This is a genomic window from Hydrogenophaga sp. BPS33 (assembly GCF_009859475.1).
Classification (GTDB): Bacteria; Pseudomonadota; Gammaproteobacteria; order Burkholderiales; family Burkholderiaceae_C; genus Hydrogenophaga.
This window is the reverse complement of record NZ_CP044549.1, coordinates 3,132,354-3,156,269: the sequence shown is the minus strand read 5'-3', so window position 1 is coordinate 3,156,269 and position 23,916 is coordinate 3,132,354. Positions and strand designations below refer to the sequence as shown.

Annotated in this window: 17 protein-coding genes and 1 pseudogene; 7 read left to right on the top strand and 11 right to left on the bottom strand. The window is 67.1% G+C overall.

Going from position 1 to position 23,916, the window contains the following annotated elements; translation table 11 throughout:
* Nucleotides 1–100: 100 nt before the first annotated feature.
* The 6 genes from F9K07_RS14525 to F9K07_RS14500 form a co-directional block, all read right to left on the bottom strand.
* Nucleotides 101–1,930: a toll/interleukin-1 receptor domain-containing protein gene (locus F9K07_RS14525; protein ID WP_201451555.1), complete on the bottom strand. Its 1,830-nt coding sequence runs from the start codon at nt 1,928–1,930 to the stop codon at nt 101–103.
* Between the two features lie 56 nt (nt 1,931–1,986).
* A complete protein-coding gene (locus tag F9K07_RS14520; RefSeq protein ID WP_159594108.1) occupies nt 1,987–2,958 on the bottom strand; it encodes a DUF808 domain-containing protein in 972 nt (323 codons plus the stop codon).
* A gap of 65 nt (nt 2,959–3,023) precedes the next feature.
* Nucleotides 3,024–3,299, bottom strand: a complete 276-nt coding sequence (locus F9K07_RS14515; RefSeq protein WP_159594107.1) for a DUF2164 domain-containing protein — start codon at nt 3,297–3,299, stop codon at nt 3,024–3,026.
* 190 nt (nt 3,300–3,489) lie between these two features.
* Nucleotides 3,490–7,503: a phosphoribosylformylglycinamidine synthase gene (gene purL / locus F9K07_RS14510; protein ID WP_159594106.1), complete on the bottom strand. Its 4,014-nt coding sequence runs from the start codon at nt 7,501–7,503 to the stop codon at nt 3,490–3,492.
* Between the two features lie 94 nt (nt 7,504–7,597).
* On the bottom strand, nt 7,598–7,969 hold the full coding sequence (locus F9K07_RS14505; RefSeq protein ID WP_159594105.1) for a type II toxin-antitoxin system VapC family toxin: 372 nt from the start codon (nt 7,967–7,969) through the stop codon (nt 7,598–7,600).
* Complete coding sequence (locus F9K07_RS14500) at nt 7,966–8,172, bottom strand: type II toxin-antitoxin system VapB family antitoxin (RefSeq protein ID WP_159594104.1); 207 nt, start codon at nt 8,170–8,172, stop codon at nt 7,966–7,968. Before F9K07_RS14500 ends, F9K07_RS14505 begins: the two co-directional genes overlap by 4 nt.
* A gap of 256 nt (nt 8,173–8,428) precedes the next feature.
* On the opposite strand from F9K07_RS14500, the gene map reads away from it, so the two are divergent.
* The 3 genes from map to F9K07_RS14485 all read left to right on the top strand — a co-directional run bounded on the left by map (nt 8,429) and on the right by F9K07_RS14485 (nt 12,933).
* The gene (gene map / locus F9K07_RS14495) at nt 8,429–9,259 is read left to right on the top strand and encodes a type I methionyl aminopeptidase (protein ID WP_159594103.1); all 831 of its coding nucleotides are present in this window, start codon (nt 8,429–8,431) and stop codon (nt 9,257–9,259) included.
* Nucleotides 9,260–9,293: 34 nt separating this feature from the next.
* Nucleotides 9,294–11,954 (top strand): [protein-PII] uridylyltransferase, encoded by a 2,661-nt coding sequence (locus tag F9K07_RS14490; RefSeq protein WP_159596940.1) that lies wholly within the window; start codon nt 9,294–9,296, stop codon nt 11,952–11,954.
* 106 nt (nt 11,955–12,060) lie between these two features.
* Complete coding sequence (locus F9K07_RS14485; RefSeq protein ID WP_159594102.1) at nt 12,061–12,933, top strand: TauD/TfdA dioxygenase family protein; 873 nt, start codon at nt 12,061–12,063, stop codon at nt 12,931–12,933.
* Between the two features lie 48 nt (nt 12,934–12,981).
* Here the strand turns inward: F9K07_RS14485 and F9K07_RS14480 are convergent, their stop codons facing one another.
* Complete coding sequence (locus F9K07_RS14480) at nt 12,982–13,269, bottom strand: hypothetical protein (protein WP_201451619.1); 288 nt, start codon at nt 13,267–13,269, stop codon at nt 12,982–12,984.
* 12 nt (nt 13,270–13,281) lie between these two features.
* Between F9K07_RS14480 and F9K07_RS31590 the strand changes: the two are divergent.
* Both F9K07_RS31590 and F9K07_RS14475 read left to right on the top strand, forming a co-directional pair.
* Nucleotides 13,282–13,398: pseudogene (locus F9K07_RS31590) on the top strand (IS5/IS1182 family transposase); the annotation flags it as partial.
* Nucleotides 13,399–13,833, top strand: coding sequence for a hypothetical protein (locus F9K07_RS14475; RefSeq protein WP_159594101.1), 435 nt, complete (start codon nt 13,399–13,401; stop codon nt 13,831–13,833).
* A gap of 105 nt (nt 13,834–13,938) precedes the next feature.
* Here F9K07_RS14475 and F9K07_RS14470 read toward each other — a convergent pair whose 3' ends face one another.
* The 4 genes from F9K07_RS14470 to def all read right to left on the bottom strand — a co-directional run bounded on the left by F9K07_RS14470 (nt 13,939) and on the right by def (nt 20,332).
* Nucleotides 13,939–17,094, bottom strand: coding sequence for an efflux RND transporter permease subunit (locus F9K07_RS14470; protein ID WP_159594100.1), 3,156 nt, complete (start codon nt 17,092–17,094; stop codon nt 13,939–13,941).
* 10 nt (nt 17,095–17,104) lie between these two features.
* Nucleotides 17,105–18,229 carry an efflux RND transporter periplasmic adaptor subunit gene (locus F9K07_RS14465; RefSeq protein ID WP_159594099.1) on the bottom strand — a complete coding sequence of 375 codons (1,125 nt, stop codon included), beginning with the start codon at nt 18,227–18,229 and terminating at the stop codon, nt 17,105–17,107.
* The gene (locus F9K07_RS14460) at nt 18,226–19,659 is read right to left on the bottom strand and encodes an efflux transporter outer membrane subunit (RefSeq protein WP_159594098.1); all 1,434 of its coding nucleotides are present in this window, start codon (nt 19,657–19,659) and stop codon (nt 18,226–18,228) included. The genes F9K07_RS14465 and F9K07_RS14460 overlap by 4 nt, the downstream gene beginning before the upstream one ends.
* Before the next feature lie 130 nt (nt 19,660–19,789).
* Nucleotides 19,790–20,332 (bottom strand): peptide deformylase, encoded by a 543-nt coding sequence (gene def / locus F9K07_RS14455; RefSeq protein WP_159594097.1) that lies wholly within the window; start codon nt 20,330–20,332, stop codon nt 19,790–19,792.
* A gap of 451 nt (nt 20,333–20,783) precedes the next feature.
* On the opposite strand from def, the gene F9K07_RS14450 reads away from it, so the two are divergent.
* The gene (locus tag F9K07_RS14450; protein ID WP_159594096.1) at nt 20,784–22,187 is read left to right on the top strand and encodes a collagen-like triple helix repeat-containing protein; all 1,404 of its coding nucleotides are present in this window, start codon (nt 20,784–20,786) and stop codon (nt 22,185–22,187) included.
* 28 nt (nt 22,188–22,215) lie between these two features.
* Nucleotides 22,216–23,907 (top strand): ShlB/FhaC/HecB family hemolysin secretion/activation protein, encoded by a 1,692-nt coding sequence (locus F9K07_RS14445; protein ID WP_159594095.1) that lies wholly within the window; start codon nt 22,216–22,218, stop codon nt 23,905–23,907.
* The last annotated feature ends 9 nt before the right edge of the window (nt 23,908–23,916 follow it).

The following is a 23,916-nucleotide window of genomic DNA, read 5'->3' as shown; positions in this document are numbered from 1 at the left end:
TCGAGGGACGGCTGCGCCGGCCCAAGATGCCGTCCCCCCTCCAAGCGCCGAAGGCGCGCAAGTGAGGGGGGAAGCCGCGCAGCGGCGCAGGGGGGAGCTCCTATCTTCGGGCGACCAGTTCAAAGATGTCGCGCTCGGCCTCCAGCCCTGAGGCCATGAGCACGCGCCGCTGCATCTTCACATAGCGCTTGGCATCGGGCGCATACCAGATCAGGTAGTGCACGCGCACCGGTTCGATACCCGCTTGCATCGGGCCGCCCGTGGCGCTGCGGCTGCTCCAGACCTCGACCTTGTAGGCATGGAAGCTGCCGGCCGGCACGTTCACCGTCTCCTGCCCGATCCGTTTGGCCTCCGAATACCACTGGCTCCAGTTCGGCTCCATGTCCGGCGTGGAGAAACCGCGCAGGGTCTCCATGCGGTTCATGTCGACGAAAGCCGCCAGGTAGGGGCTGAATTCGTTGCCGATAGCGGGCCAGCTCATGAACATGGGCCGCGAGCCGTTGGAGCGGCGCGTGTCGCTGGCCAGGCCTTCGGCGCGCAAACCGTCGGTGACCACGCCGTTGGCCACCGATTGCACGGCAATGACGATGCTGCGTTTCGGACTGGTTGGCCATTTGCCGCTGGTGCGGTAGGTCCAGCTCTCGCCCACGCGGGGCAAGCCGGCAGGGGCGGCCTCCGCTGCGGGGCGTGGGGCTTCGGGGACTGGCGTCGCAGCGGGCGGTGCCACGGCGAGCGGCCGTGGCGACACCGAGATCGACTTGTACACCGTGTCCACCGCGTTGCGCGCCCGCAGTGTGAACGTGGTGGTTTCGGTGACCGCCACGACCACGCAGTCCTTTACCAGTCTTTGCAACTCGCCCGGATGGGGCGACAAGGTGAGGAACTCGGCATGGGCGACGGCGTAGCACAGCCGCGCACCCGCGGGGTCTGCCTGCGCCTGGAACACCCGGATCACCGGCTTGGGTGGGGGCGAGGCTGCTGCCGGGGGCGTTTCCACCGCCACGGCGGGGGGTGCAGGGGGTACTCTTGCTGCCACGGCCGCCGGCCGTGCGGCGGCTGTTGTGGCCGATGGCGTGGTGGGTGTTGTAGCCGGCGGCGCGGCCGCCGCAACCACCGGGGCCACCGGGGCTGTTTCGCGATCGTCGGGCGGCTTCTCCGCGGTCATCCACCGCTCGCTGTCGGCGCGCTTCGAATCCGCCTCACCGCTGTTCCCGCCCAACCAAACCCAGCCAGCGGCCAACGCCACCAACAAGACCGCCATCGCACCGGCGGCTTTCGGCCAGGCGCGCCGCACGAAGGGCTGCGCCGACCCGTTGCCCGACCCGCCGGACAGCGCCGACGGGTCCACCAGCGGTTGCGGCCGGGACTCTCTCGCGGTCCCGGGCGCCAACATGCCTTCGAGCGCCTGGATCAATTCCGCGGTGGTCGCATCCCACTGCTTGTGGCTGACCTCGATCGCCTGCCGCCGCGCCAGCGGTTTGAGGTCTTGCGGCAGATCCTCCGCGCGGGGCATGAGCGCGCCGCCCACCAGCACCGGCACCACGCGGATGCCGCGTTGCAACGCGGTCACGGTCTCCAGCCGGATGAAGTCGTGCGGGTCCTCGAGCCGACGGCGCCCGGCTTTGTCCTGGGTGCTGAGCCACTCGTCGCCGATGATGACGACCAGCACGCGGCAGGAGCCCACCGCTTCTTCGATCGCGGTGACGAAGTCGGCACCGAGTTCGATGCCCTCCACGTCCATGAACACGCGCTCGGCGCCGAAGTGGGGAATCAGCCGGTCGTACAGGCGACCCGCGTAACCTGCGGAGTCGTCGCGCCGGTAGCTGATGAAGATGCCGTCCATGCCGCCCTCACCCCTCGTGGCCACGCCCGGGTTGCGCGGGCTCGGGTGTGTTGGGATGCCATGGCCCGCGCGGTGTGGCGGGGCCATTCTAGGCCGGCCCTCGGGACGGCGCCATCCCCAGACAGGGAAGGAAGTCGACGCGTTCAGGCCGGCGTCGGCCCGCGGCGCAGGCGTTTGAGAAGGCTGACCACGCCCAGCACCACACCGCCGGCCACCAGGCCCGCCAGACCACCGGCCAGGCTCGACGCCAGCGAGCCGATCCAGCCCAGCGTGGCGGTGAAGGCTTCGATGCCGTGCCCCAGCGCCGGAATGCCGTGCACCAGGATGCCACCGCCCACCAGGAACATGGCGGCCGTGCCCACCACCGAGAGCGTCTTCATCAGCCAGGGCGCGGCGGCGAGAATGCCGCGCCCCAGCGACTGTTTCCAGGCCGCGGCCTGCTGGTGGAGGTGCAGCCCCAGGTCGTCCAGTTTCACGATGGCCGCCACCAGACCGTAGACGCCCGCAGTCATGATCAGCGAGATGCCCACCAGCACGGCCACGCGCATGCCCATGCTGGCGGCCGCCACCGTGCCGAGGGTGATGACGATGATTTCGGCGGAGAGGATGAAGTCGGTGCGCACCGCGCCCTTGATCTTGTCTTTCTCCAGTGCCACGAGGTCGACGTTTTCGTTCGCCAGGGCTTCGATTCTTTGCTCGCGCTGCGCCTGCTCTTCGGCCTTGTGCGGGGCAAAGGCGTGCCAGAGCTTTTCCGCCCCCTCGAAACAGAGGAACAGACCGCCCAGCATGAGCAAGGGCGTGATCGCCCAGGGGGCGATCACGCTGATGAGCAAGGCGGAAGGCACGAGGATGGCCTTGTTGATCATCGAGCCCTTGGCCACGGCCCACACCACCGGCAACTCGCGGTCGGCCTTCACGCCGGTGACCTGCTGCGCGTTGAGCGCGAGGTCATCGCCCAGCACGCCGGCCGTCTTCTGGGTGGCCAGCTTGGTCATGCCCGCCACATCGTCGGCCACGGCCGCGCTTTTGCGGGCAGCCACCTTGGTCATGAGGGCCACGTCGTCGAGAAGGGTGGCGATGTCGTCGATCAGCGCGAGCAGACTGGATCCGGCCATGTGCGTGTTCCCTTGGGCAAAAGTGAGCGATGGCCGTCACTCTAACGCCTGCGGCACACCGCCCATCAACGGCCCTTGCCGCCGGTCTTCTCGCGTTTGCGCCAGTAGGTGAACGCGTCTTCGTGCACCTCGATGTCGAGTTCGGACACGCGCATCTGCAGCCGTTCCTGCACCTCGGCCACCGCCTGGTTGTAGACCACGGGCCCGATCTCCTCCACGAAGAAACCCAGCAGGCCACCGGCGGCGATGTTGCCGATGCGCTCGTCCATGTTTTCCTCGAAGTAGCGCTGGATCGAGGCGATGGCCTGGTCTCGGGCGTCCTTGGGTATCTCGATGGCCATGGTGCGTTCTCCAGTTATTGGTTCAAACGTGCGACTCCGCCCACTCAAGATGCCACATCTTCTCCGGCGCGCGTGCCTCGATCCAGGGGCATCGAGGGACGGCTGCGCCGGCCCAAGATGCCGTCCCCCCTCGAAGCGCCGAAGGCGCGCCACAGAGGGGGGAAGCCGCGTCAGCGGCGCAGGGGGGAGTTCACCCAATCCACCGGCGCGCGTTGTGCCAGAGTTGCATCCAGGCACTGGCGGCAGACGGGTCCTGGTCGGTCCAGCTCATCTGGATGTTGCGGAACACGCGCTCGGGGTGCGGCATCATGGCCGTGAAGCGGCCGTCGGCCGTGGTCACGGCGGTCAGGCCACCCGGGCTGCCGTTGGGATTGAACGGGTAGGCCTCGGTGGCCGCGCCGGTGTTGTCGGTGAAGCGCATCGCCGCGATGGCCTGGGCCGCATCGCCCCGGTGGTGGAAGTTGGCGTAGCCCTCGCCGTGCGCGACCGCGATCGGCAGGCGGCTGCCGGCCATGCCCTGCAGGAACAGGCTGGGCGATTCGAGCACCTCCACCATCGACAGACGCGCCTCGAAGCGTTCGCTCTGGTTGGTGGTGAAGCGCGGCCAGGCCTGGGCGCCGGGAATGATGTCGGCCAGCTCAGCGAACATCTGACAGCCGTTGCACACGCCCAGGCCAAAGGTGTCGGGGCGGGCGAAGAAGGCCTGGAAGTGCGCGGACAGCGCGGGGTTGAAGGTGATGCTGCGCGCCCAGCCGATGCCCGCGCCCAGCGTGTCACCGTAACTGAAGCCGCCACAGGCCACCACGCCCTTGAAATCGGCCAGCCTGGCGCGGCCGGTCTGCAGGTCGGTCATGTGCACGTCGAAGGCTTCGAAGCCGGCCTGCGTGAAGGCGTAGGCCATTTCCACGTGCGAGTTCACACCTTGCTCGCGCAGGATCGCGACCTTCGGACGCGAGAGGTTCAGCGCCGGCGCGGGGAGACCCTCTCCGGCGAGCGGGAGAGGGAGAAAAACATGCAGGCCCGGATCGTCCGGGCGGCCCGCGGCCGCGTGTTCGGCATCGGCACAGGCCGGGTTGTCGCGCTGCTGGTTGATCTTCCAGCTCACGCTGTCCCACACCTGCTGCAGGTCGAACAGGCTGGCCGAGAACACCGCCTTGGTGTCGCGCCAGACCTGCAACTGGCCCTTGCCGGCGTCGATCGCCGACGAGGCGGGACGCGTCTTTCCCACCACGTGGCTGTGCCTGCTCAGGCCGTGCTCGCGCAGGGTCTGCATGACGGCATTGCGGTCTTCCGTGCGCACCTGAAGAAGCACGCCCAGTTCTTCGCTGAACAGCGCCTTGAGCGTGAGCTCTTCGCGCCGCGCGCTGACCTGGCTGGCCCAGTTCTTGGCATCGCCCATCTCGGCGCGGCTGTCGCGGATACCGTCGCTCTCGGTGACGAGCAGGTCCACGTTGAGCGCCACGCCCACCTGGCCCGCGAAAGCCATCTCGGCCGCGGCGGCCAGCAGGCCACCGTCGCTGCGGTCGTGGTAGGCCAAGATCCGGCTTTGGGCGCGCAAGGTGTTCACCGCGTTCACCAGGTTCACCAGGTCCCGCGGGTCGTCCAGGTCGGGCACCTCGCCGCCGCCTTGCCCCAGCGCCTGGGCCAGCACGCTGCCGCCCATGCGGTGGCGGCCCTTGCCCAGGTCGATCAGCACCAGCGTGGTGTCATCGAGCTGGCGGTTCAACTGCGGCGTGAGCGTGCCGCGCACATCGGCCAAGGTGGCAAAGGCGCTCACGATCAGGCTTACCGGCGAGGTGACCTTCTTCGTCTCCGTGCCCTCTTTCCATTGCGTGCGCATGGACAGGCTGTCCTTGCCCACCGGAATGGAAATGCCCAGCGCCGGGCACAGTTCCATGCCCACAGCCTTGACGGTGTCGTACAGCGCGGCGTCTTCGCCCGGTTCGCCGCAGGCGGCCATCCAGTTGGCGGAGAGCTTCACGCGCGGCAACTCGATCGGCGCGGCCAGCAGGTTGGTGATGGCCTCGGCCACCGCCATGCGGCCCGAAGCGGCGGCGTCCAGCGCGGCCAGCGGCGTGCGCTCGCCCATGCTCATGGCTTCGCCTGCGAAGCCTTTGAAATCGGCGAGGGTGACGGCGCAATCGGCCACCGGCACTTGCCAGGGGCCGACCATCTGGTCGCGGTGCGAGAGGCCGCCCACGGTGCGGTCGCCGATGGTGATGAGAAAGCGCTTGGAGGCCACGGTCGGGTGGCTCAGCACATCGATCACGGCCTTCTGCAGGTCCACGCCGGTGAGGTTCAATGGCGTGGGCGTGCGGACCACGGTCTTGACGTCGCGGTGCATCTTGGGTGGCTTGCCCAGCAGCACGTTCATCGGCATGTCGACCGGGCTCGGCTGCCCCTCGTCGGCCAGCACCAGCTGGCGTTCTTCGGTGGCCACCCCGATCACAGCGAACGGGCAGCGCTCGCGCTCGCAGAAGCCTTTGAAGACCTCCAGCGATTCGGGCGCGATCGCCAGCACGTACCGCTCCTGGCTTTCGTTGCACCAGATTTCCTTGGGCGCCAGTCCCGACTCTTCCAGCGGCACCGCGCGCAGGTCGAAGCGCGCGCCACGTCCGGCGTCGTTGGTCAGCTCCGGGAAGGCGTTGGACAAACCACCCGCGCCCACGTCGTGGATCGCGAGGATCGGGTTGTCCGCGCCTTGCTGCCAGCAATGGTTGATGACCTCTTGCGCGCGACGCTCGATCTCGGGGTTGCCACGCTGCACGGAGTCGAAGTCCAGCGACGCGGCGTTGGTGCCGGTGGCCATGGAACTGGCCGCGCTGCCGCCCATGCCAATCTTCATGCCTGGGCCGCCCAACTGGATCAGCAAGGAGCCGGCAGGAAACTCGATCTTCTTCGTCTGCTCGGCGTCGATCACGCCCACGCCTCCGGCGATCATGATCGGCTTGTGGTAACCGCGCTGCACGCCGTCCACCGCCAATTCGTACTCGCGGAAATAGCCCAGCAGGTTGGGCCGGCCGAACTCGTTGTTGAAGGCCGCGCCGCCCAGCGGCCCCTCGGTCATGATCTGCAGAGGGCTGGCGATGTGCTCGGGCTTGCCGCCCGGCTGGTCGCTCAAGCCGCCCCACAGCTTGCCGACCGTGAAGCCCGTGAGGCCTGCCTTGGGCTTGGAACCACGGCCGGTGGCGCCCTCGTCGCGGATCTCGCCGCCCGCGCCGGTGGAGGCGCCGGGGAACGGGGAAATCGCGGTGGGGTGGTTGTGCGTTTCCACCTTCATCAGCACGTGGTGCGTGGCCGGTTCGGCGGCATAGGCCGGAGACGCGTTGCCACCTGCGCGGGCCACGAAACGCTCGACCGCGCTGCCTTCCATGATGGAGGCATTGTCCGAATAGGCCACCACGGTGTGCTGCGGTGCCAGCTGGTGGGTGTTGCGGATCATGCCGAACAGGCTCTTGTCCTGCGCCACGCCGTCGATGGTGAATTGCGCGTTGAAGATCTTGTGGCGGCAGTGCTCGCTGTTGGCCTGCGCGAACATCATGAGTTCGACGTCGGTCGGGTTGCGCTGGAGGCCATTGAAGGCGTTGACGAGGTAATCGATCTCGTCCTCGGCCAGGGCCAGGCCCCAGTCGGTGTTGGCCCGCTCCAGCGCCGCGCGCCCGCCGCCCAGCACGTCCACCTGCTCCATGGGAGCGGGCTGCAGTTCGGTGAACAGCGCCTGCGCCTGGCTGCGGTCGAGCGAGACGTTTTCCGTCATGCGGTCGTGCAGCAGATCGGCCACGGCGCGCAGTTGTTCTTCGGACAGGCTGCCCTTCTTGCCCAGCAAACCCGACTTGAGGCCTACGCGGTATTCCACCAGGCGCTCCACGCGGTGCAGCGCGAGACCGCAGTTGTGGGCGATGTCGGTGGCCTTGGACGCCCAGGGCGAGACGGTGCCCAGGCGCGGCATCACCAGCAGGGCCGGTGCGCCAGCGGCTTCCAGTTGCGCGTGCGCGGCGGTGCCGGGTTCGCCATAGGTCAGCAGCTCGCCCACGCGCTGCAGCGCGGCGGCGTCGGGCTCGGCGTCGAAGCTGGCCAGGTGCACAAAGCGCGCCGAGAGGCTGGTGATCTTGTCGGAAATGCCCACGAGGCGGGGCAGGATTTGCTGGACTTTGAAGTCGCTGACGGCGTTGCCGCCTTCAAAAAAGCGCAGGTGCAGGGACACGTTGGAGAGCCTGAGGTGCGTTGACCCGGAAGGACGGGTGGGTGGGGCGGGAAAACCCGGAATTTTACCCGCCGGCCATTCCCATCGATGGGCATCAATGCGCGGCTTGGTGGGCCAATCCCAGACGCTGACATGTGGCCAAAAGCCGCTTGTCTCGCGTCCACAGTTGCGCCCCTGCAGTGAGCCGGGTGGCGGCCAGAAGATGCGCATCCACCCAACCAATGCCCAAGCCATGCAGGGCATGCTGCTCGACGAAAAGCAAGACCTCGTCGTCGCGCGCCGGTGTCGCCTGCGGCAACGCCCGAAGGGCTTCAAGCACAGCGGCACGTTGGCGCAAGCTGCCCAGGGCCAGTTCACCCGTCACGAACGGGTGTCCCAGCACCGCGCCCTGATGAAGCCTTTCCACCAAAGCTGCATCGCTGCTTCGCAAGTGGTCGATCCACACGGAGGTGTCGACCAGAATCATGTGCGCTCCGCACGTCCTTCGCGCCGGCGCGGCACGTCGACCAGATCGGGCTCAGTGCCACCCAACAAGGCCAAACGCTTGGCGCTTTCGCGTTGAATCAAGGCACGCAAGGCTTCGCGAACGAGAGTGGACTTTTCCACCAGACCGGTCATTTGCTGAGCCTGTGCGAGCAGGTCGTCGTCCAGTGCAAGGGTGGTGCGCATAACGCGTTCTCCATCAGGATGAAAGGCATCAAATTTATCATCGAATGATGCCGCTTGCTGTGCCCCTCGCATGGAACAACGTAACCAAAGGGGCAAGGGAGCGAAGGCACGCTCTCCGGAGAGAAGGGTCCTCGTCCAGAGGCGCCAAGGGACGGCTCAGCCGGCCCAAGGCGCCGTCCCTCCTCGAAGCGCCGAAGGCGCGCCACAGAGGTGGGAAGCCGCGCAGCGGCGCAGGGGGGAGTCCATAATCGCGTTCATGAGCATCACCTACAAAGACGAAGCCGGCATCGCGGGCATGCGCACCGCCTGCCGCCTAGCCTCCGAAGTGCTGGACTACCTCACGCCACTGATCCAGCCGGGCGTCACCACGCTCGAGATCGACCGCCTCGCGGCCGAGTACATGAAGCAGCAGGGCACGGTCTCTGCCACCATCGGCTACCAGCCCAGCGGCTACCCGCCCTACCCCGGCCACCTCTGCACCTCGATCAACCACGTGGTCTGCCACGGCATTCCGAACGAGAAACCGCTCAAGAAGGGCGACATCCTCAACGTCGACGTGACCGTCATCAAGGACGGCTGGTTCGGCGACAACAGCCGCATGTTCCTCATCGGCGGCGAAGCGGCCTGCTCGGTGCAGGCACGCCGCCTGACCCAGGTGACCTACGAGGCCATGTGGAAAGGCATCGTGATGGTGCGCCCCGGCATCCGCCTGGGCGACATCGGCCATGCCATCCAGACCTTCGCCGAGGGCAACGGCTTCTCGGTGGTGCGCGAGTTCTGCGGCCATGGCATCGGCCAGCGCTTCCATGAGGAGCCGCAGGTGCTGCACTACGGCCGCCCCGGCACGCTGGAGGAACTCAAACCGGGTATGACCTTCACCATCGAGCCCATGATCAACGCCGGCAAGCGCGACATCAAGGAAATGGGCGATGGCTGGACGATCGTCACGCGCGACCGCTCGCTCTCCGCCCAGTGGGAACACACGGTGCTGGTGACCGAGACCGGCTACGAGGTGTTGACGCTGTCCGCCGGCAGCCTGCCCGCGCCGGCCTTTGTGACGCCGCCACCGGCCACCGCCCTTGCCTGAGGCCGTGGCGCCGCAGGCGCCCGCCACCACCGCCGTGCAAGACCTCGGCCCCCTTCGCCAGCAATACCGCGACGGCAAGGCCGCGCTGTTCGCCGAACTCGGTGTGCAGGGCGCTTCCACGCGCGGCGTGCGCAAGGCGCTGCACGACCTCTCCCGCCTGACCGACCGGACCCTGGGCGAACTCTGGTCGCGCGCCGGCTTCGGCCCGGCCTTCGCGCTGCTGGCCGTGGGCGGCTACGGCCGCGGCGAACTGTTCCCCTACTCCGACGTGGACGTGCTGGTCCTGCTGCCCGATGGCAGCGCGCCCGACACCGACGACGCCCTGAAGGCCCGGCTGGAAGCCTTCATCGGCGCCTGCTGGGACCTGGGGCTGGAAATAGGCTCCAGCGTGCGCACCGCGGCCGAGTGCGTCGAAGAGGCCTCCAAGGATGTGACGGTCCAGACTTCGCTGCTGGAGTGCCGTCTCGTCAGCGGCAGCAAGAACGCCTTCACCCGGCTCGTGGGCGAGTTGGCCGAGGCGATGGACCCCAAGGCCTTCTTTGTGGCCAAGACGCTGGAGATGCGCCAGCGCCACCACAAGTTCGAGAACACGCCGTATTCGCTGGAGCCCAACTGCAAGGAGTCGCCAGGTGGCCTGCGCGATCTGCAGATCATCCTGTGGGTCGCCAAGGCCGCGGGCCTGGGGCGCAGCTGGGACGAACTCGCCCGCAAGGGCCTGGCCACACCGCTGGAGGCGCGCCAGATCAAGAGCAACGAGGCCCTGCTGAACCTGATCCGGGCACGCCTGCACCTGCTGGCCCGCCGGCGCGAAGACCGCCTGGTGTTCGATCTGCAGACCGCGGTGGCCGAATCCTTCGGCTTCAAGGCCCAGGTACCGGAGCCTGGCAAGCCCGACGCGCGTGGCACGCGCCGCGCCAGCGAAGCGCTGATGAAGCGCTACTACTGGGCCGCCAAGGCAGTGAGCCAGCTCAACCAGATCCTGCTGCTCAACATTCACGAGCGCCTGCAAAGCGACGAGCCCGGCGTGGACCGCCTGCGCCCGATCAACGAACGCTTCTTCGACAAGGGCGGCATGCTGGAAGTGGCCAGCGACAGCCTTTACGTGCAGCAGCCGCACGCCATCCTGGAGACCTTCCACCTCTACCAGACCACGGTGGGCATCAAGGGTCTGTCGGCGCGCACCCTGCGCGCGCTGTACAACGCGCGTCCGGTGATGAACGCGCGTTTCCGCGCCGACCCGGTGAACCGTGCGCGCTTCCTGCGGATCCTGCAGGAGCCCGAAGGCATCACCCACGCCATGCGGCTGATGAACCAGACCTCCGTGCTCGGGCGCTACCTCTGGGTGTTCCGCCACATCGTGGGCCAGATGCAGCACGACCTGTTCCACGTCTACACCGTGGACCAGCACATCCTGATGGTGCTGCGCAACGTGCGCCGCTTCTTCATTGCCGAGCATTCGCACGAGTACCCCTTCTGCTCGCAGCTCTCGGCAGGCTGGGACAAGCCCTGGATCCTGTACATCGCCGCGCTGTTCCACGACATCGCAAAGGGACGCGGCGGCGACCATTCCGACCTGGGCGCGCGCGACGTGCGCACCTTCTGCCGCCAGCACGGCATCGCGCGCGAAGACACGAAGCTGATCCAGTTCCTGGTGTCCGAACACCTCACCATGAGTCGCATGGCGCAGAAGGAAGACCTGAGCGACCCCGACGTGATCGCGGCCTTCGCCCGACGCGTGGGCAACGAGCGCTACCTCACCGCGCTCTACCTGCTCACCGTGGCCGACATCCGCGGCACCAGCCCGAAGGTGTGGAACGCGTGGAAGGGCAAGCTGCTCGAAGACCTGTACCGCTACACCCTGCGGGCCCTGGGCGGCCGCGCACCCGACCCGGACGCGGTGATCGAGGCGCGCAAGCGCGAGGCCCTGTCCATGCTGGCCCTGCACGCCCTGCCCCACATGGCGCACAAGGCGCTGTGGGACACGCTGGACGTGAGCTACTTCATGCGCCACCAGGCCGACGAGATCGCCTGGCACACGCGCGTGCTCTCGCGCCAGATCGCGCAGCAGGCGGCGGCCAAAGCCGCGCTCAAGGAGGGCGCGCCCGCTGCGGCGGACAAATGCATCGTGCGCGCGCGCATCTCACCCGACGTGGAAGGCCTGCAGGTGCTGGTCTACGCCGGCGACCAGAGCGACCTGTTCGCGCGCATCTGCGGCTATTTCGACAGCTCGCACTTCAGCATCCTGGACGCGCGCGTGCACACCACGCTCACCGGACACGCGCTCGACACCTTCCAGGTGGTCGCACCCGACATGTCGGAGCACTACCGCGAGCTGATCGCCATGGTGGAAAACAACCTCGCGCGCACGATCGACGAGCGCGGCCCGTTGCCCACACCCGTGAAAGGCCGCATCTCGCGCCGTGTCAAAAGCTTTCCGGTCACGCCGCGCGTGGACCTGCGGCCCGACGACAAGGCGCAGCGCTGGCTGCTCTCGGTCTCGGCGAGCGACCGCGCGGGACTGCTCTACGGCATCACCCGCGTGCTGGCGCGCTACGAGATCGGCGTGCAGCTGGCCAAGGTGACCACGCTGGGTGAGCGGGTGGAAGATACCTTCCTCATCAGCGGCGCGCAGTTGCAGATGAACAAGCGGCAGATCGAGCTGGAGACGGAGTTGCTGGAGACGTTGGAGGGTTGAGGCTGGGGCGATAAGACAGGCCTCATGGCTGGGTTGTACAACGCGATTCGTTTGTCAGAATGAGCGCCGTTTTCCACCACCAGAAAAACCCAGGAGGCATTTCCCCATGATCCAGTCCACCGCGTTCGACGTTCGCCCATTGACCCCCACGATCGGCGCAGAAATCCTGAACGTCGACCTCGCAAGGCTCAAGGACGCGCAGTTCGCCTCGATCCGGCGCGCACTTCTGGATCATCAGGTCGTTTTCTTCCGGGACCAGCACCTGAGCTGCGAACAGCACATTGCGTTTGCGCAACGCTTCGGGTCGCTGCAGGTGCATCCCATGTCGCAGTTCAACCACCCCGTGCACCCCGAGCTGCTGCGCGTCTATGCCGACGAGAACTCCAAGGCCGTCGCAGGCGAGATCTGGCACACCGACCTCAGCGCCCAACAGGCGCCGCCCATGGCGAGCATGCTCTACCTGAACGAGGTGCCGCCGGTGGGAGGGGACACCTTGTTTGCGAGCATGACCACCGCCTTCGACGCTCTGTCGCCGCCGATGCAGCAGTTTCTCGAAGGCCTCACGGCGGTGCACGATGCCGCCAGGATTTGGTCCAAGGTCAACGGCGTGCGCCCGGACATGGCTTACCCGCGCAACGCGCACCCCGTGGTGGCGGTTCACCCAGAAACGGGCCGCAAGCTGCTGTTCGTCAACAAGGTCTTTACGTCGCATGTGGACGGGCTCTCGGAACTCGAGAGTGAAACGCTGCTGGCCATGCTGTACCGGCACATCGAGAACCCCCGTTTCATGTGCCGCTTCCGCTGGCAGCCGCATTCCGTGGCGATCTGGGACAACCGCTGCACACAGCACCAGTCCATCTTCGACTACTTCCCCGCGCGGCGCAGCGGGCTGCGCGCCACGGTGCATGGGACGCCCCCATTGGCTTCGGCGCACCCGATGGCGCAGGCCCTGCTCGACGCCGAACTTCAAGAGGCCTGAGGCAGCACAAGCCAAGCGCGACGCGTCATTCACCACCTCAACGCTTCCTCAAACGCTTGCTTGTGGCTGCAACAACGGCGCCAGAAAATACTCGATCACCCGTCTACGCCCGGTCTTCACTGCCCCCGTCACCGCCATCCCCGGACTCAAGCCAACCAGCGTGTCATCCACCATCAACGAAGTCTTGCCCATGCGCACGCGGCTGGCGTAAATCAGCCCTCGTGTCTTGTCGTTGATCGCGTCGTGCGACACCGAAGAGACCTCGGCATCGAGAGTGCCGTACCTGGTGTATTGAAACGTCTCGACCTTCACGACCGCCGATTGCCCTGCTTTCACAAAGCCGATGTCCGGCTGTGGGGCTTTGCCAAGGTGCGCTACCGAGGTCTTGCCAAGAACGCCACGCGCGCATTCGTGGTTCTGGGTTTGGCGAACATCTACTTGGCGCGACAGCGCCTCATGGCATGAGTGCGCCCGCAGCGCACCTCAAGTGCGCATCTCGGGGCGGAAAGGCAGCGGCTCGCCGCGAATTTGACCGACTTCCCAACGTCGGTCACGCTCAGCAAGGTACATCGCTCAATTCGATGGCTTGATCAGCGTAGCCTTAGATGGCAAGCACGCAACGTCAAATACATCCTGGCTTCTGAGAAGTACATGGGGGCACGCTTCGCAGAGGACGAAGCGGCAGGCGGTGTAGCCAGACGCAAGGCCACCATGGACGAACTCACGGCCCTCGTTCGCCGAAGTGGTGAAGCGGCTGTCAACGCCTGGCTTGACCACCCCGACAAGCTTCAGGCATGCAGGTTCGCTATTGCGATCATTGAGTCTGGTGCCTACGACATCTCACCAAAGTTGCCGATGTACGACGAGCATGAAAGTCTGGTCCAGTGGGCGCAGCAGTGAAGGGGAAGGCTGAAGGGCTGTGGGAGCCATTCCATTGCCGGTGGCCACAGCGGTCAAACACTTCGCTGTAGATGCCCACGGTGCCGGAGGGAGGAGAAAAGCCTCTCAGGCCCTGGTGCGCTCAGCGGCATCCAGCCCCGCCGAGCCCTTGCGGCGAAACAACCCAGACGCCCAGATCGACACATCGTCCACGATGGTGAACACCGCCGGGATCACCAGCAGGCTGAGGAAGGTCGAGGTGATCAGGCCGCCGATCACCGCCACCGCCATCGGGGAACGGAAGCTGCCATCGGCCGCGCCCCAGCCGATGGCAATGGGCAGCATGCCCGCGCCCATGGCAATCGTCGTCATCACGATCGGGCGCGCGCGCTTGTGGCAGGCGTCCAGGATCGCGTCGAGCCGGCTCAGGCCGTGCTCGCGCCGCGCCTCGATGGCGTATTCCACCAGCAGGATCGAGTTCTTCGTCGCCACGCCCATGAGCATGATCAGGCCGATCAGCGAAGGCATAGAGAAGCTCTTGCCCGTCAGCAACAGGGCCACGAAGGCGCCGCCCAGCGACAGCGGCAGCGCGGCCAGAATGGTGACCGGGTGCAGGAAGGCCTTGAACAGCAGCACCAGCACGATGTAGATGCAAAGCACGCCGGTCAGCATGGCCAGGCCGAAGCTGGCGAACAGTTCGCCCTGCACTTCGGCGTCGCCGATCTCCAGCACCGAGACGCCCGGTGGCAGGTTGCGCAGGCTGGGCAGCTTCTCCACGGCCATCTTCATGTCGCCCAGCGGAATACCGGCCAACTCCACTTCGAAGTTGATGTTGCGCGCACGGTCGTAGCGGTCGATCACGGCTGGCCCGCCACCGAACTCGAGCGAGGCCACCTGCCCCAGCATCACCGGGCCTCGGCTGCCTGGAACCGCCAGGCGGTTGAGCACATCCAGGTCGTGCCGGGCGCCTTCATCGAGCTTGACCACGATCGGGATCTGCCGCTCGGGCAGGTTCATCTTGGGCAAGGCGTTGTCGTAGTCGCCGACCGTGGCCACACGCAGGGTTTCTGCGATCGCGCTGCTGGTCACGCCCAGTTCGGCGGCGCGCGCCAGATCGGGTGTGACGATGATTTCCGTGCGCACCAGGGCCGCCGTGGACTGGATGCTGCCCACGCCGCGGATGGTGCGCAGGTCGCGCTCGATGGCGCGCGCTGCGGTGCTCAGTGCGTGTGCGTCCGCGCCGGTAAGCGTGAGGATGTATTTCTCCCCGGAGCCCCCCAGGCCGACCTTGCTGCGCACGCCCGGCAGGTTGGACATGGCCTCGCGCAACTGGTTTTCGATGCCCTGTTTGCGCGGCCGCTCGCCCCGTGGGTCGAGCTGAATGGTCAGCGCCGCCTTGCGCGACTCGGCCGCGCCCTGTGGCGCGAACGGATCGGTGCCGGCCGTGCCCGAGCCGATGGTGGTGTAGACCGAGCGCACGTGCGGCACGGCCGTCACCAATTGACGCGCGCGCTCGGCCGTGGCAATCGTCTGCTCCAACGTGGCGCCCGGTGAGAGCTCCAGGAACACCTGGGTTTGCGAGTTGTCGTCCGGCGGAATGAAGCCCTGCGGCAGCAGCGGGATCAGCGCCAGAGAGCCGACGAAGAACGCGCCCGCGCCCAGGCTGGTGATCCAGCGGTGGCGAATGCACCAGCGCGCCCAGTCCTGGTAGCGGTTCAGCCACGCCGGCTCTTCCTGGTTGTTGGACCAGCGCCAGAAACCGCGTGTGACCGGGTTGGAGTCGGCCCAGCGCGGCATGTCCTTGCGGATGAAGGGCTTGAGGATGTAGGCCGCCATCATGGGCGTGAGTGCGCGCGCCACGATCAGCGAGGCGAACACCGCCAGGGCCGCCGTCCAGCCGAACTGCTTGAAGAACTTGCCCGGAATGCCGGCCATGAAGGCCGTGGGCAGGAACACCGCGATCAGCGTGAAGGTGGTGGCGATCACGGCCAGGCCGATCTCGTCGGCCGCCTCCATCGCGGCCTGGTACGGCGACTTGCCCATGCGCATGTGGCGCACGATGTTCTCCACCTCCACGATCGCGTCGTCCACCAGGATGCCGATGACGAGCGAGAGCGCCAGCAGCGTCACCACGTTGATGGTGAAGCCCATGTAGTACATGCCAATGAAGGCCGGAATGGCCGACAGCGGCAGCGCAATGGCCGAGACGAAGGTGGCGCGGATGTCGCGCAGGAACAGCCAGACCACCAGCACGGCCAGCAGCGCGCCCTCGTAGAGCAGCGTCATGGACGCGTCGAATTCTTCCGCCACGGGCGTCACGAAATCGAACGATTCGGTGATGTGCAGGTCGGGCCGCGCGGTCTGCAGGTCCTTCAGGCGTGCGCGCACGCCGTCGCCCACCTCGATCTCGCTCGCGCCCCGGCTGCGCGCCACTTCGAAGCCCACCACCGGCTTGCCGTCGAGAAAGGCGGCGGCGGTCGGCTCGGCGATGGTGTCGCGCACCTCGGCGATCTGCTCCAGGCGCACGTAGCGGCCATCGGAGAGCGCGATCTCCATCTTCGACAAGGCCTCGGCGGAGGCCAATTGCGACAGCGTGCGCAGCGGCTGCTGGCTGCCGCCCAGGTCGACGCGCCCACCCGCGCTCTCGATCTGCACCCGCGCCAACTGGCGCGACACATCGGTGGCCGTGGTGCCCAGCGCCTGCAGCTTGAGCGGGTCGAGCAGCACCTGCACCTCGCGGTCGACACCGCCCACGCGGCTGACCGCGCCCACGCCGGTGACCGAGAGCAACTGCTTGGAGACGTCGTTGTCGACGAACCAGGACAGGGCCTCGGCGTCCATCTTGTCGGACGAGACGGTGTAGGCCAGCACCGCGCCGCCCGCCAGTTCGACCTTGTTGACGATCGGGTCGCGCAGGTCGGTGGGCAGTTCGCTGCGCACCTTGGCCACGGCCGAGCGCACGTCGTCCAGCGCTTCCTGGGTGTTCTTCTCGATGCGGAATTCGGCCGTGAGCGAGACCGTCCCGTCCTGCACCTTGGTGTAGATGTGCTTCAAGCCCTGCAGCGAAGCCAGGCTGTTCTCGATGATGCGGGCGACGTCGTTCTCGAGCTGGTTGGGCGAGGCGCCCGGCAGGGCCGCCACCACGGTGATGGTGGGCAGGTCCAGGTCCGGGAAGTTCTGCACCTTCATCTGTTTGAAGGAGAACAGGCCGGCGAGCGTGAGCATGACGAACAGCATCGCTGCCGGAATCGGATTTTTGATGGACCACGCGGAAACGTTCATCTGGCGGCCCTCATTGAACGATCTTCACCAGATCGCCGTCGTTGAGGAACCCCGCGCCTTGCACGGCCACCGCCTCCTCTTGCTTCACGCCTTCGAGCACCTCGACGCGCTCGTCCACACGGCGCCCGGTGCGCACCTTGCGCTGAGCGACCTTGGCCTGGTCATCGACCACGAACACGTAGTTGCTGCCATCGCGCACCACGATCGCCTGCGCAGGCACGGTGAGCGCTTCGCTCTGGCCGAGGTCGAAGCTGCCACGCGCGAAGGTGCCGGCCTTGAGCTCGGCATGGCGCGGCAGGTCCACGAACACCAGGATGTTGCGCGTCTGCGGATCGGCACCGGGCGCGATCGCGCGCACCTTGCCCACGATCTCAAGCCCCGTGGCCGCCGTCACGTCCACCTTCTGCCCCACGCGCACGCGCCCCACTTCGCTGGGCGTGACCTCGCCACGCCACTCCATGCGGCTCTGGCGCACCATGCGAAACAATTCCTGCCCCGCGCCGACCACCGCGCCCACGGTGGCGGTGCGCGCGGAGATCACGCCGTCGTCGGGCGCGAGCACGCGGGTGTTGCCCAGGCGCACCTCGGTGGCACTGAGCACGGCCTTGGCGGCTTCGAACTGTGCCTTGGCCACACGCTCCTGCGTGAGGTACTGCGCCACCTGTGACTTGGACAAGGCGCCGGAGTCCTGGATCGAGCGCGCGCGGTCGGCGTCGGCCTTGGCGTTCTCGAAACTGGCTTCGGCCTGCGCCAGGCTGGCCTGGCTCTGCAGGCTGTCGGCGCGGGTGGTTTCGCTGGCGAACACGGCCAGCACCTGGCCCTTGCGCACCACGTCGCCCACGTTCACGTTCACCGAGGCCAGGCGCAGGCCGTTCACCTCGGCGCCCACGCTGGCTTCCTGCCAGGCCGTGATGTTGCCGTTGGCCTGCAGGCGGATGGGCAGATTGAGGCGCTCGGGCTTGGCCACGGTGACGGTCAGCGAAGGCCGGGGTGCCTGGTCTTCCGCAGAAGCCGCTTCGTCCGGTGCGCTCGCCGACTTCTGGAGGAAGACGACGAAGACCGCCAGAAGCACCAGGGCGAGAGCGATGGCCAGCCAGAGCCAGCGTTTGCGCGATGTCGAGGGAGCTGCGTTCATGATGGGTCTTTGATGAAGGCGTCGGGGTTGTTCACGGGATCGAAGCCACCGCCGAGCGCGACGTACAGCTGGATCCAGGCGTTGATGCGTTCCTGCTGCAAGGCCACGGCGCTGCTGTCGGCGTTGAGTTTGAGGCGGCGCGCCTCCTCCAGCTCGTTCAGGCTGGCCAGGCCCACCCGGTAACGCGCTTCGGTGCCCTGGAACGATTGGCCATAACCGGTCACCGCGGTGTCGGTGGCCGCCACGCGCTCGCGCAGGCCCGAGAGCGTGACCAGCGCTTGCTCCACCTCGGCCACGGCCTGTCGCACGGTGCCCGCGTAGGCGGCCGCGGCCGCCTCGTAGCGCGCCTGGGCACTGTCGGTGTTGGCCTGCAGGGCGCCGCGTCCGAGCAGCGGCATGCTCAGCGTGAGCGGCCCGACCGACCACGACGTGGCCGAGACCTGCATGCCACCGCCCGAGAAGCGGTTGCGCAACACACTGCCGGAGAACGACAGGCTGGGCAACAAGGCGGCCTTGGCCACGCCCACCTCTTCGCTGGCGGCCACGAGCTCGCGTTGAGCGCGGTACACGTCGGGCCGCTGGCGGATCGCATCGGCCGGCACCGCGTTCACCGACAGCATGCGGTCCATGCGATCGGTGCGCAGCAAAGCCTGCAGGTCTGGCGCGCCGGCCAGGCGCTGGCGCACCTCGGGCTCGGGCAGGTGGGTGAGCGCGGTGAGCGACTTCACCTGCCCCTCACACAGCGCCTCCTGCTGGCGGTAGCGCGCCGCGCCTTCGGCCCCACTGGCGCGGGCCAGGGCAGCGACGGACGGGGCAGTGAGCCCGGCGCGTTCGGACGTGGCGTTGTTCTCGGCCGTGATGGCGCGCGAGTCGCGGTCGCGTGCGGCCACCGCCAGTTGTTCGCGGCACAGGCGCTGCCCGAAATACAACTGCGCCAATTCGGAAGCCACCAGCACACGGGCTTCGTGCCAGCCAGCGCCCGCCGCTTCCTGCTGCGCCTGCGCAGCGCTGCGGCGTGCGCCCGCTTCACCCCACAGGCCGATGGCCCAGGAAGCCTGCAGGCCGGCGCTCAAGGTGGTGCCCAGCGGCAGGCTCGTGTCGGTGATGCCGCGCGAGGCATTCGCGACCGCGTTGAGTTGCGGGCCGGTCTGTGCCTCGACACCCAGGCGCGCCGCGCGCGCCGCATACACCTGTGCACGCGCCGATGCCACGGAAGGGCTCACGGTCTGGGCGCGCGCAATCCAGTCGGCGAGCAGCGGGTCGTCGAACGCGCTCCACCAGGCCGTGAGTTGTTCGGTGCTGCCCTGGTGCGGCAGCGGCGGGGCATACCAGGTGCTGGGCAATTCCACCGGCACCTCGGCAGGTGGTTTGGTCACGCTGCACGCGCTCAGCACGGCGGCGCTGGCCATCATGGCAAGCAATCGCTTCATGAACGGGAGTCCCTGTTCGGTTGTTATTCCGGGGACCGACTCTAGTCGATTTCACCGGCCGAACATTTCAATTCGTTTCAGAAGCGATACGGTTTGTATGCGAGGCCTGAGCCAGTGTGAGCGTGTGGCTTCAGTCGTCTTCGACCACGCCGAGCCCGGGAAAGAGCACCTCGGTGAAACCGAAGCGGCGGAAATCGCGCACACGCATGGGATACAGCGTGCCCCACAGGTGGTCGCACTCGTGCTGCACCACGCGCGCATGGAAACCCTCGGCCTCGCGGTCGATCGCGCGCCCCTGCGCGTCCAGGCCCTGGTAGCGGATGCGCCGCCAGCGCGGGACCACGCCTCGCATGCCGGGCACCGACAGGCAACCTTCCCAGTCCTCTTCTTCTTCCTCGTCGCCCAGCGGTGTGATGGTCGGATTGATGAGCACCGTGCGCGGCACCGGCGGCGCGTCCGGGTAGCGGGGATTCGGCAGGCCGCTGCCGAACAGCACCACCTGCAGGTCGACCCCGATCTGCGGTGCGGCCAGGCCCGCGCCGCGGGCAGCGGCCATGGTGTCCTGCAGATCGGCAATGAGCTGGTGCAGTTCGGGGGTGTCGAACACGGTCACCGGTTGGGCGTGGCGCAAGAGGCGCTCGTCGCCCATCTTCAAGATGGTCTGAATGGTCATGGGCTTGGGTTTTCAGCAAATCGCAGGCATTGCACGGGCAATGCGGCCACGCGCGAATGTGACATATTTCCAATTTCATTGTAGGGAATGTCCTTGACGTAGAAATGTCGGCCAAAGCCAAATCCAATAAAAAGACTCCATGGCATTGCAAAGAAAAGGCCACATTTTTCCATTGCAATACAAGTTTCCCGTCGCCAATATACCCCATCAATTCAACTCCGGGCTTGCAAATACCGCTAGTGACAGGGGGCGAAAGTCCTATTTCTGCTTGACGGACAACGTACTAGAGTTCATCTGGGCACCAGTTAATTTGACCGATTGGTCACGTCTATTGGCGATCAATAGCGTGAATCCAACCCAACCCAGGCAATTCAATTCGTTGCCAAAAATCAGCTGGCTGCTTCCCCATTCCGGGGTTTGTGCGGCGTCCCATTTTTCGGAGGATATTTCCATGAAGACAAGCAATCGCTCCCAAGGTCCGGCGCGCGCCGGTCTAACCCTATTGGCCGCAGCAACGCTGGTTTTGGCCGGTTGCTCGGGGTCTGGCACGCTGGCCAGCGATGCCGGTGGTGGCAGTGTGGCCACAGGCGGCGGCGGTGGCGGCTCTGGCTCGGGTGGCTCGTCGCCATTGGCCGAAATCGTGCGCGAACAAGGCAACACGGTGACCGACCTGGGCCAGACCGTGTCTGGCCTCGGTGGCACGCTGGGCAACGTGGTCCAGCCCGTGGTCGGCACCGAGTCGGCGCAAGCCACGAACCAACTGGTGACGAACGCGGGCGACACCGTGGGCACGCTCGGCGCCGCGTTGGCCAATGGCCTGGGTCAAATGGGCGAGGTCGACAATCCCCTGGGCGTCACGGCCGCCGGCGTGGGGGGCACGGTGACCCAGACAGGCCGCACCGTCTCAAGTGCCGGCGACGTCGTCACCGGCCTGGGCAGCAACCCCGCCACTTCCGCGCTGCGCCCGGTCACCAACGTGGCGGGACAGCTGGTGAATCAGGTCGGCGGCGTGGTCAGCCGCGTGGGTCAGACGGTCGAGACACAGGCGAGCACCGGTCCGCTCAACCAGGTGCTGGGCCAGGGCAGCAACGCGGTGGAAACGGTGGCCAACACGGTCGTGGGCGCTACCCAGACGGTGGGGTCCGCCACCGGCCTGGGCGCGCCGGTGGGGCAGCTCGTGCAACCGATCACGCAGGCGCTGGGCCAGGCTGGCACCGCGGTGGGCGGCAGCAATGCACCGCTCGCCGCTCCGGTGGGCAGCATTCTGGGCAACACCTCGAACACCCTCGGCCATGCAAGCGGTCTGGTGGACGCGCCGCCCAACGCCAGCGCCACCAGCCCCGTCCAGCAAGTGGGCAGCACGGTCAACAGCCTGATCGTTCCGATCACCGCCACCGCATCGCAACTCACCTCCAGCGCGGGTGGCGCCACGGGTGCGGGCAACCTGGTGGGCAATCTGGTCGTCGGTGTGGGCGGCACGGCGGAGCAGTTGGGCGTGGGCGTGTCAGGCAATGGCAACCAACCCATCGTCAACAGCCTCGGCCAAGTGGTGGGGCAGACCGGCGGACTGGTCACCAACGTCGGGGTCGCCCTGGGAGGCACCGAGGGCGGCACGACTGGCGGCTTGCTGGCGCCCGTCACCGGACTCGTCACTGGCTTGACCAACACCGTCGGCGGAACCACCGGCGGTACAGCAGGCACCGGCGTTCTCGCGCCTGTGGTCGGCGTTGTCACCGGGCTCACCAGCACCGTGGCCAGCGGTGGCACGGACACCGGTGCCGGCAACATCCTCACCCCGGTGGTGAACGCCGTCGGCTCGATCACCGGTGGCCTCACCGGCGCGCTGCAACGCTGAACCTCGGTTCCAGGAGAAAGAGCAGTCCATGCCCCGACGCGTTACCCGGCAGCTTCTGCTCGCTGGGGCGTCCTGGTGGGTGACCACGGGGGTGGGCGCGCAAAGCGCCGCCCCCGTCGGCAGTCCACTGGACACCCTCCCCCGTCCCGAGTTGCCGATGCAGCCCGAGACGCCCGTGCAAGTCGACGTCCAGCGGCCTGAACCGCCGGCCGCTGCCGTGCTCAACACCCAGGTCACGCCCACGAAGTTCGCCATCGAGGGCGTGCGGTCCATCCCTTTTGACGACGTGGCAGCGCTGTTCGCGCCGCTGGCGGGCACGCCCACGTCGGTCGGCACGCTCGTCGAGCGCAGCCAACAGGCCACCGCGCTGTACCAGCGGCGCGGCTACGCCTTGTCGTTCTTTTACGTGCCGATGCAGGATTTCGCCAACGGCGTGGTGCGCATCGTGGCGGTGGAAGGGCATGTGCAAACGGTCCGCATCGAAGGCGATGCGGGCAAGGCCGAGTCCAAACTGCGCGAGATCGCCAACCACATCCTGCACGAGAAGCCTCTGCGCTCGAGCACCTTCGAGCATTTCACCAATCTGCTTGGGCGCCTGCCCGGCGTAGGCATACAGGCCCAGATGCAGTTGCCCACCAGCACGGACGGTGCCAGCGCCTTGGTGATCACCGCGCGACACAAACCCTATGACGTGGTGGCAGGTCTGGAGACGCGCAAGCCCCATCCCCGCGCGGTGGTCAGCGGCGTGTTGAACAATCCCTTGGTGTCCGGCAGTCAGCTTGGCGCTTCGACGCTCCTGTCCTCGGCCAGGAACGACCACTACAGCGCAGCGCACTACGAGCAGTTCGTGGGAGACGAAGGATGGTCGCTGAAGGGGTCGCTGTCGCACTATCGAGGCGACCCCGACGAGCAGTTGGGCGTGAGCAATCCGCTGCAGCGCGAAACCGAGGTGGAACGCGCCGAGCTTGCCGCCACGCTGCCGCTCAAGCTCACCCGCGAGGCCAGTTGGGTGGTGAGCACCGGCCTCTACGGCACGAACACGCGCGATGCGATCACCAACCCGGCCAATGGCGCGCAACTCGTCGACGACACCCAGGTGCGCGCCGTGTTCGCCCAGGTGGCGTATTCGCGCCAGATGCCCAACGACAGCGTGCAGCTCAACCTGCGGCTGACCCAGGGCATCGACAGCATGGGCGCGCGCGCCCGCATCACCAGCAACGTAACGGGTCTGGCGGGGCCGAGCTCGGTGGAACTGGACTTCTCGAAACTGTTGATCGAAGGCGGCCACCAACACCGCTTCGCGAACCGCTTCGGCACCGCCGCCTCGTTTGCGGTGCAGTACAGCCCGCACAACCTGCCCAGCGGCGAAAAGCTTTCTTTCGGCGGCAACCGCTTCGCGCGCGGCTACGGCGCGGGCGAAGCGGTGGGCGACTCGGGTTGGGGTCTCGGGCTCGAACTCAACCGCAGCTTTGTGGTCGACAGCGTGTGGCTGCGGCAGTGGCAGCCCTATGTGTTGCTGGAAGCGGCGCGCGTCTACGCCCGCTTGGGCACGCCCAACCCCGAACGTTTGCGTTCGGTCAGCCTGGGCGTGCGCCTGACCAACCACAAGCAATACAGCCTGGACCTGGCGGTGTCCAGGGCCACCGGCGACCGGCCCGTGGAAAACACGGAGCGCGACTGGCGCGCCAGCCTCACGCTGAGTTATCGGTTGGGCGAATAAGGCGGCGGT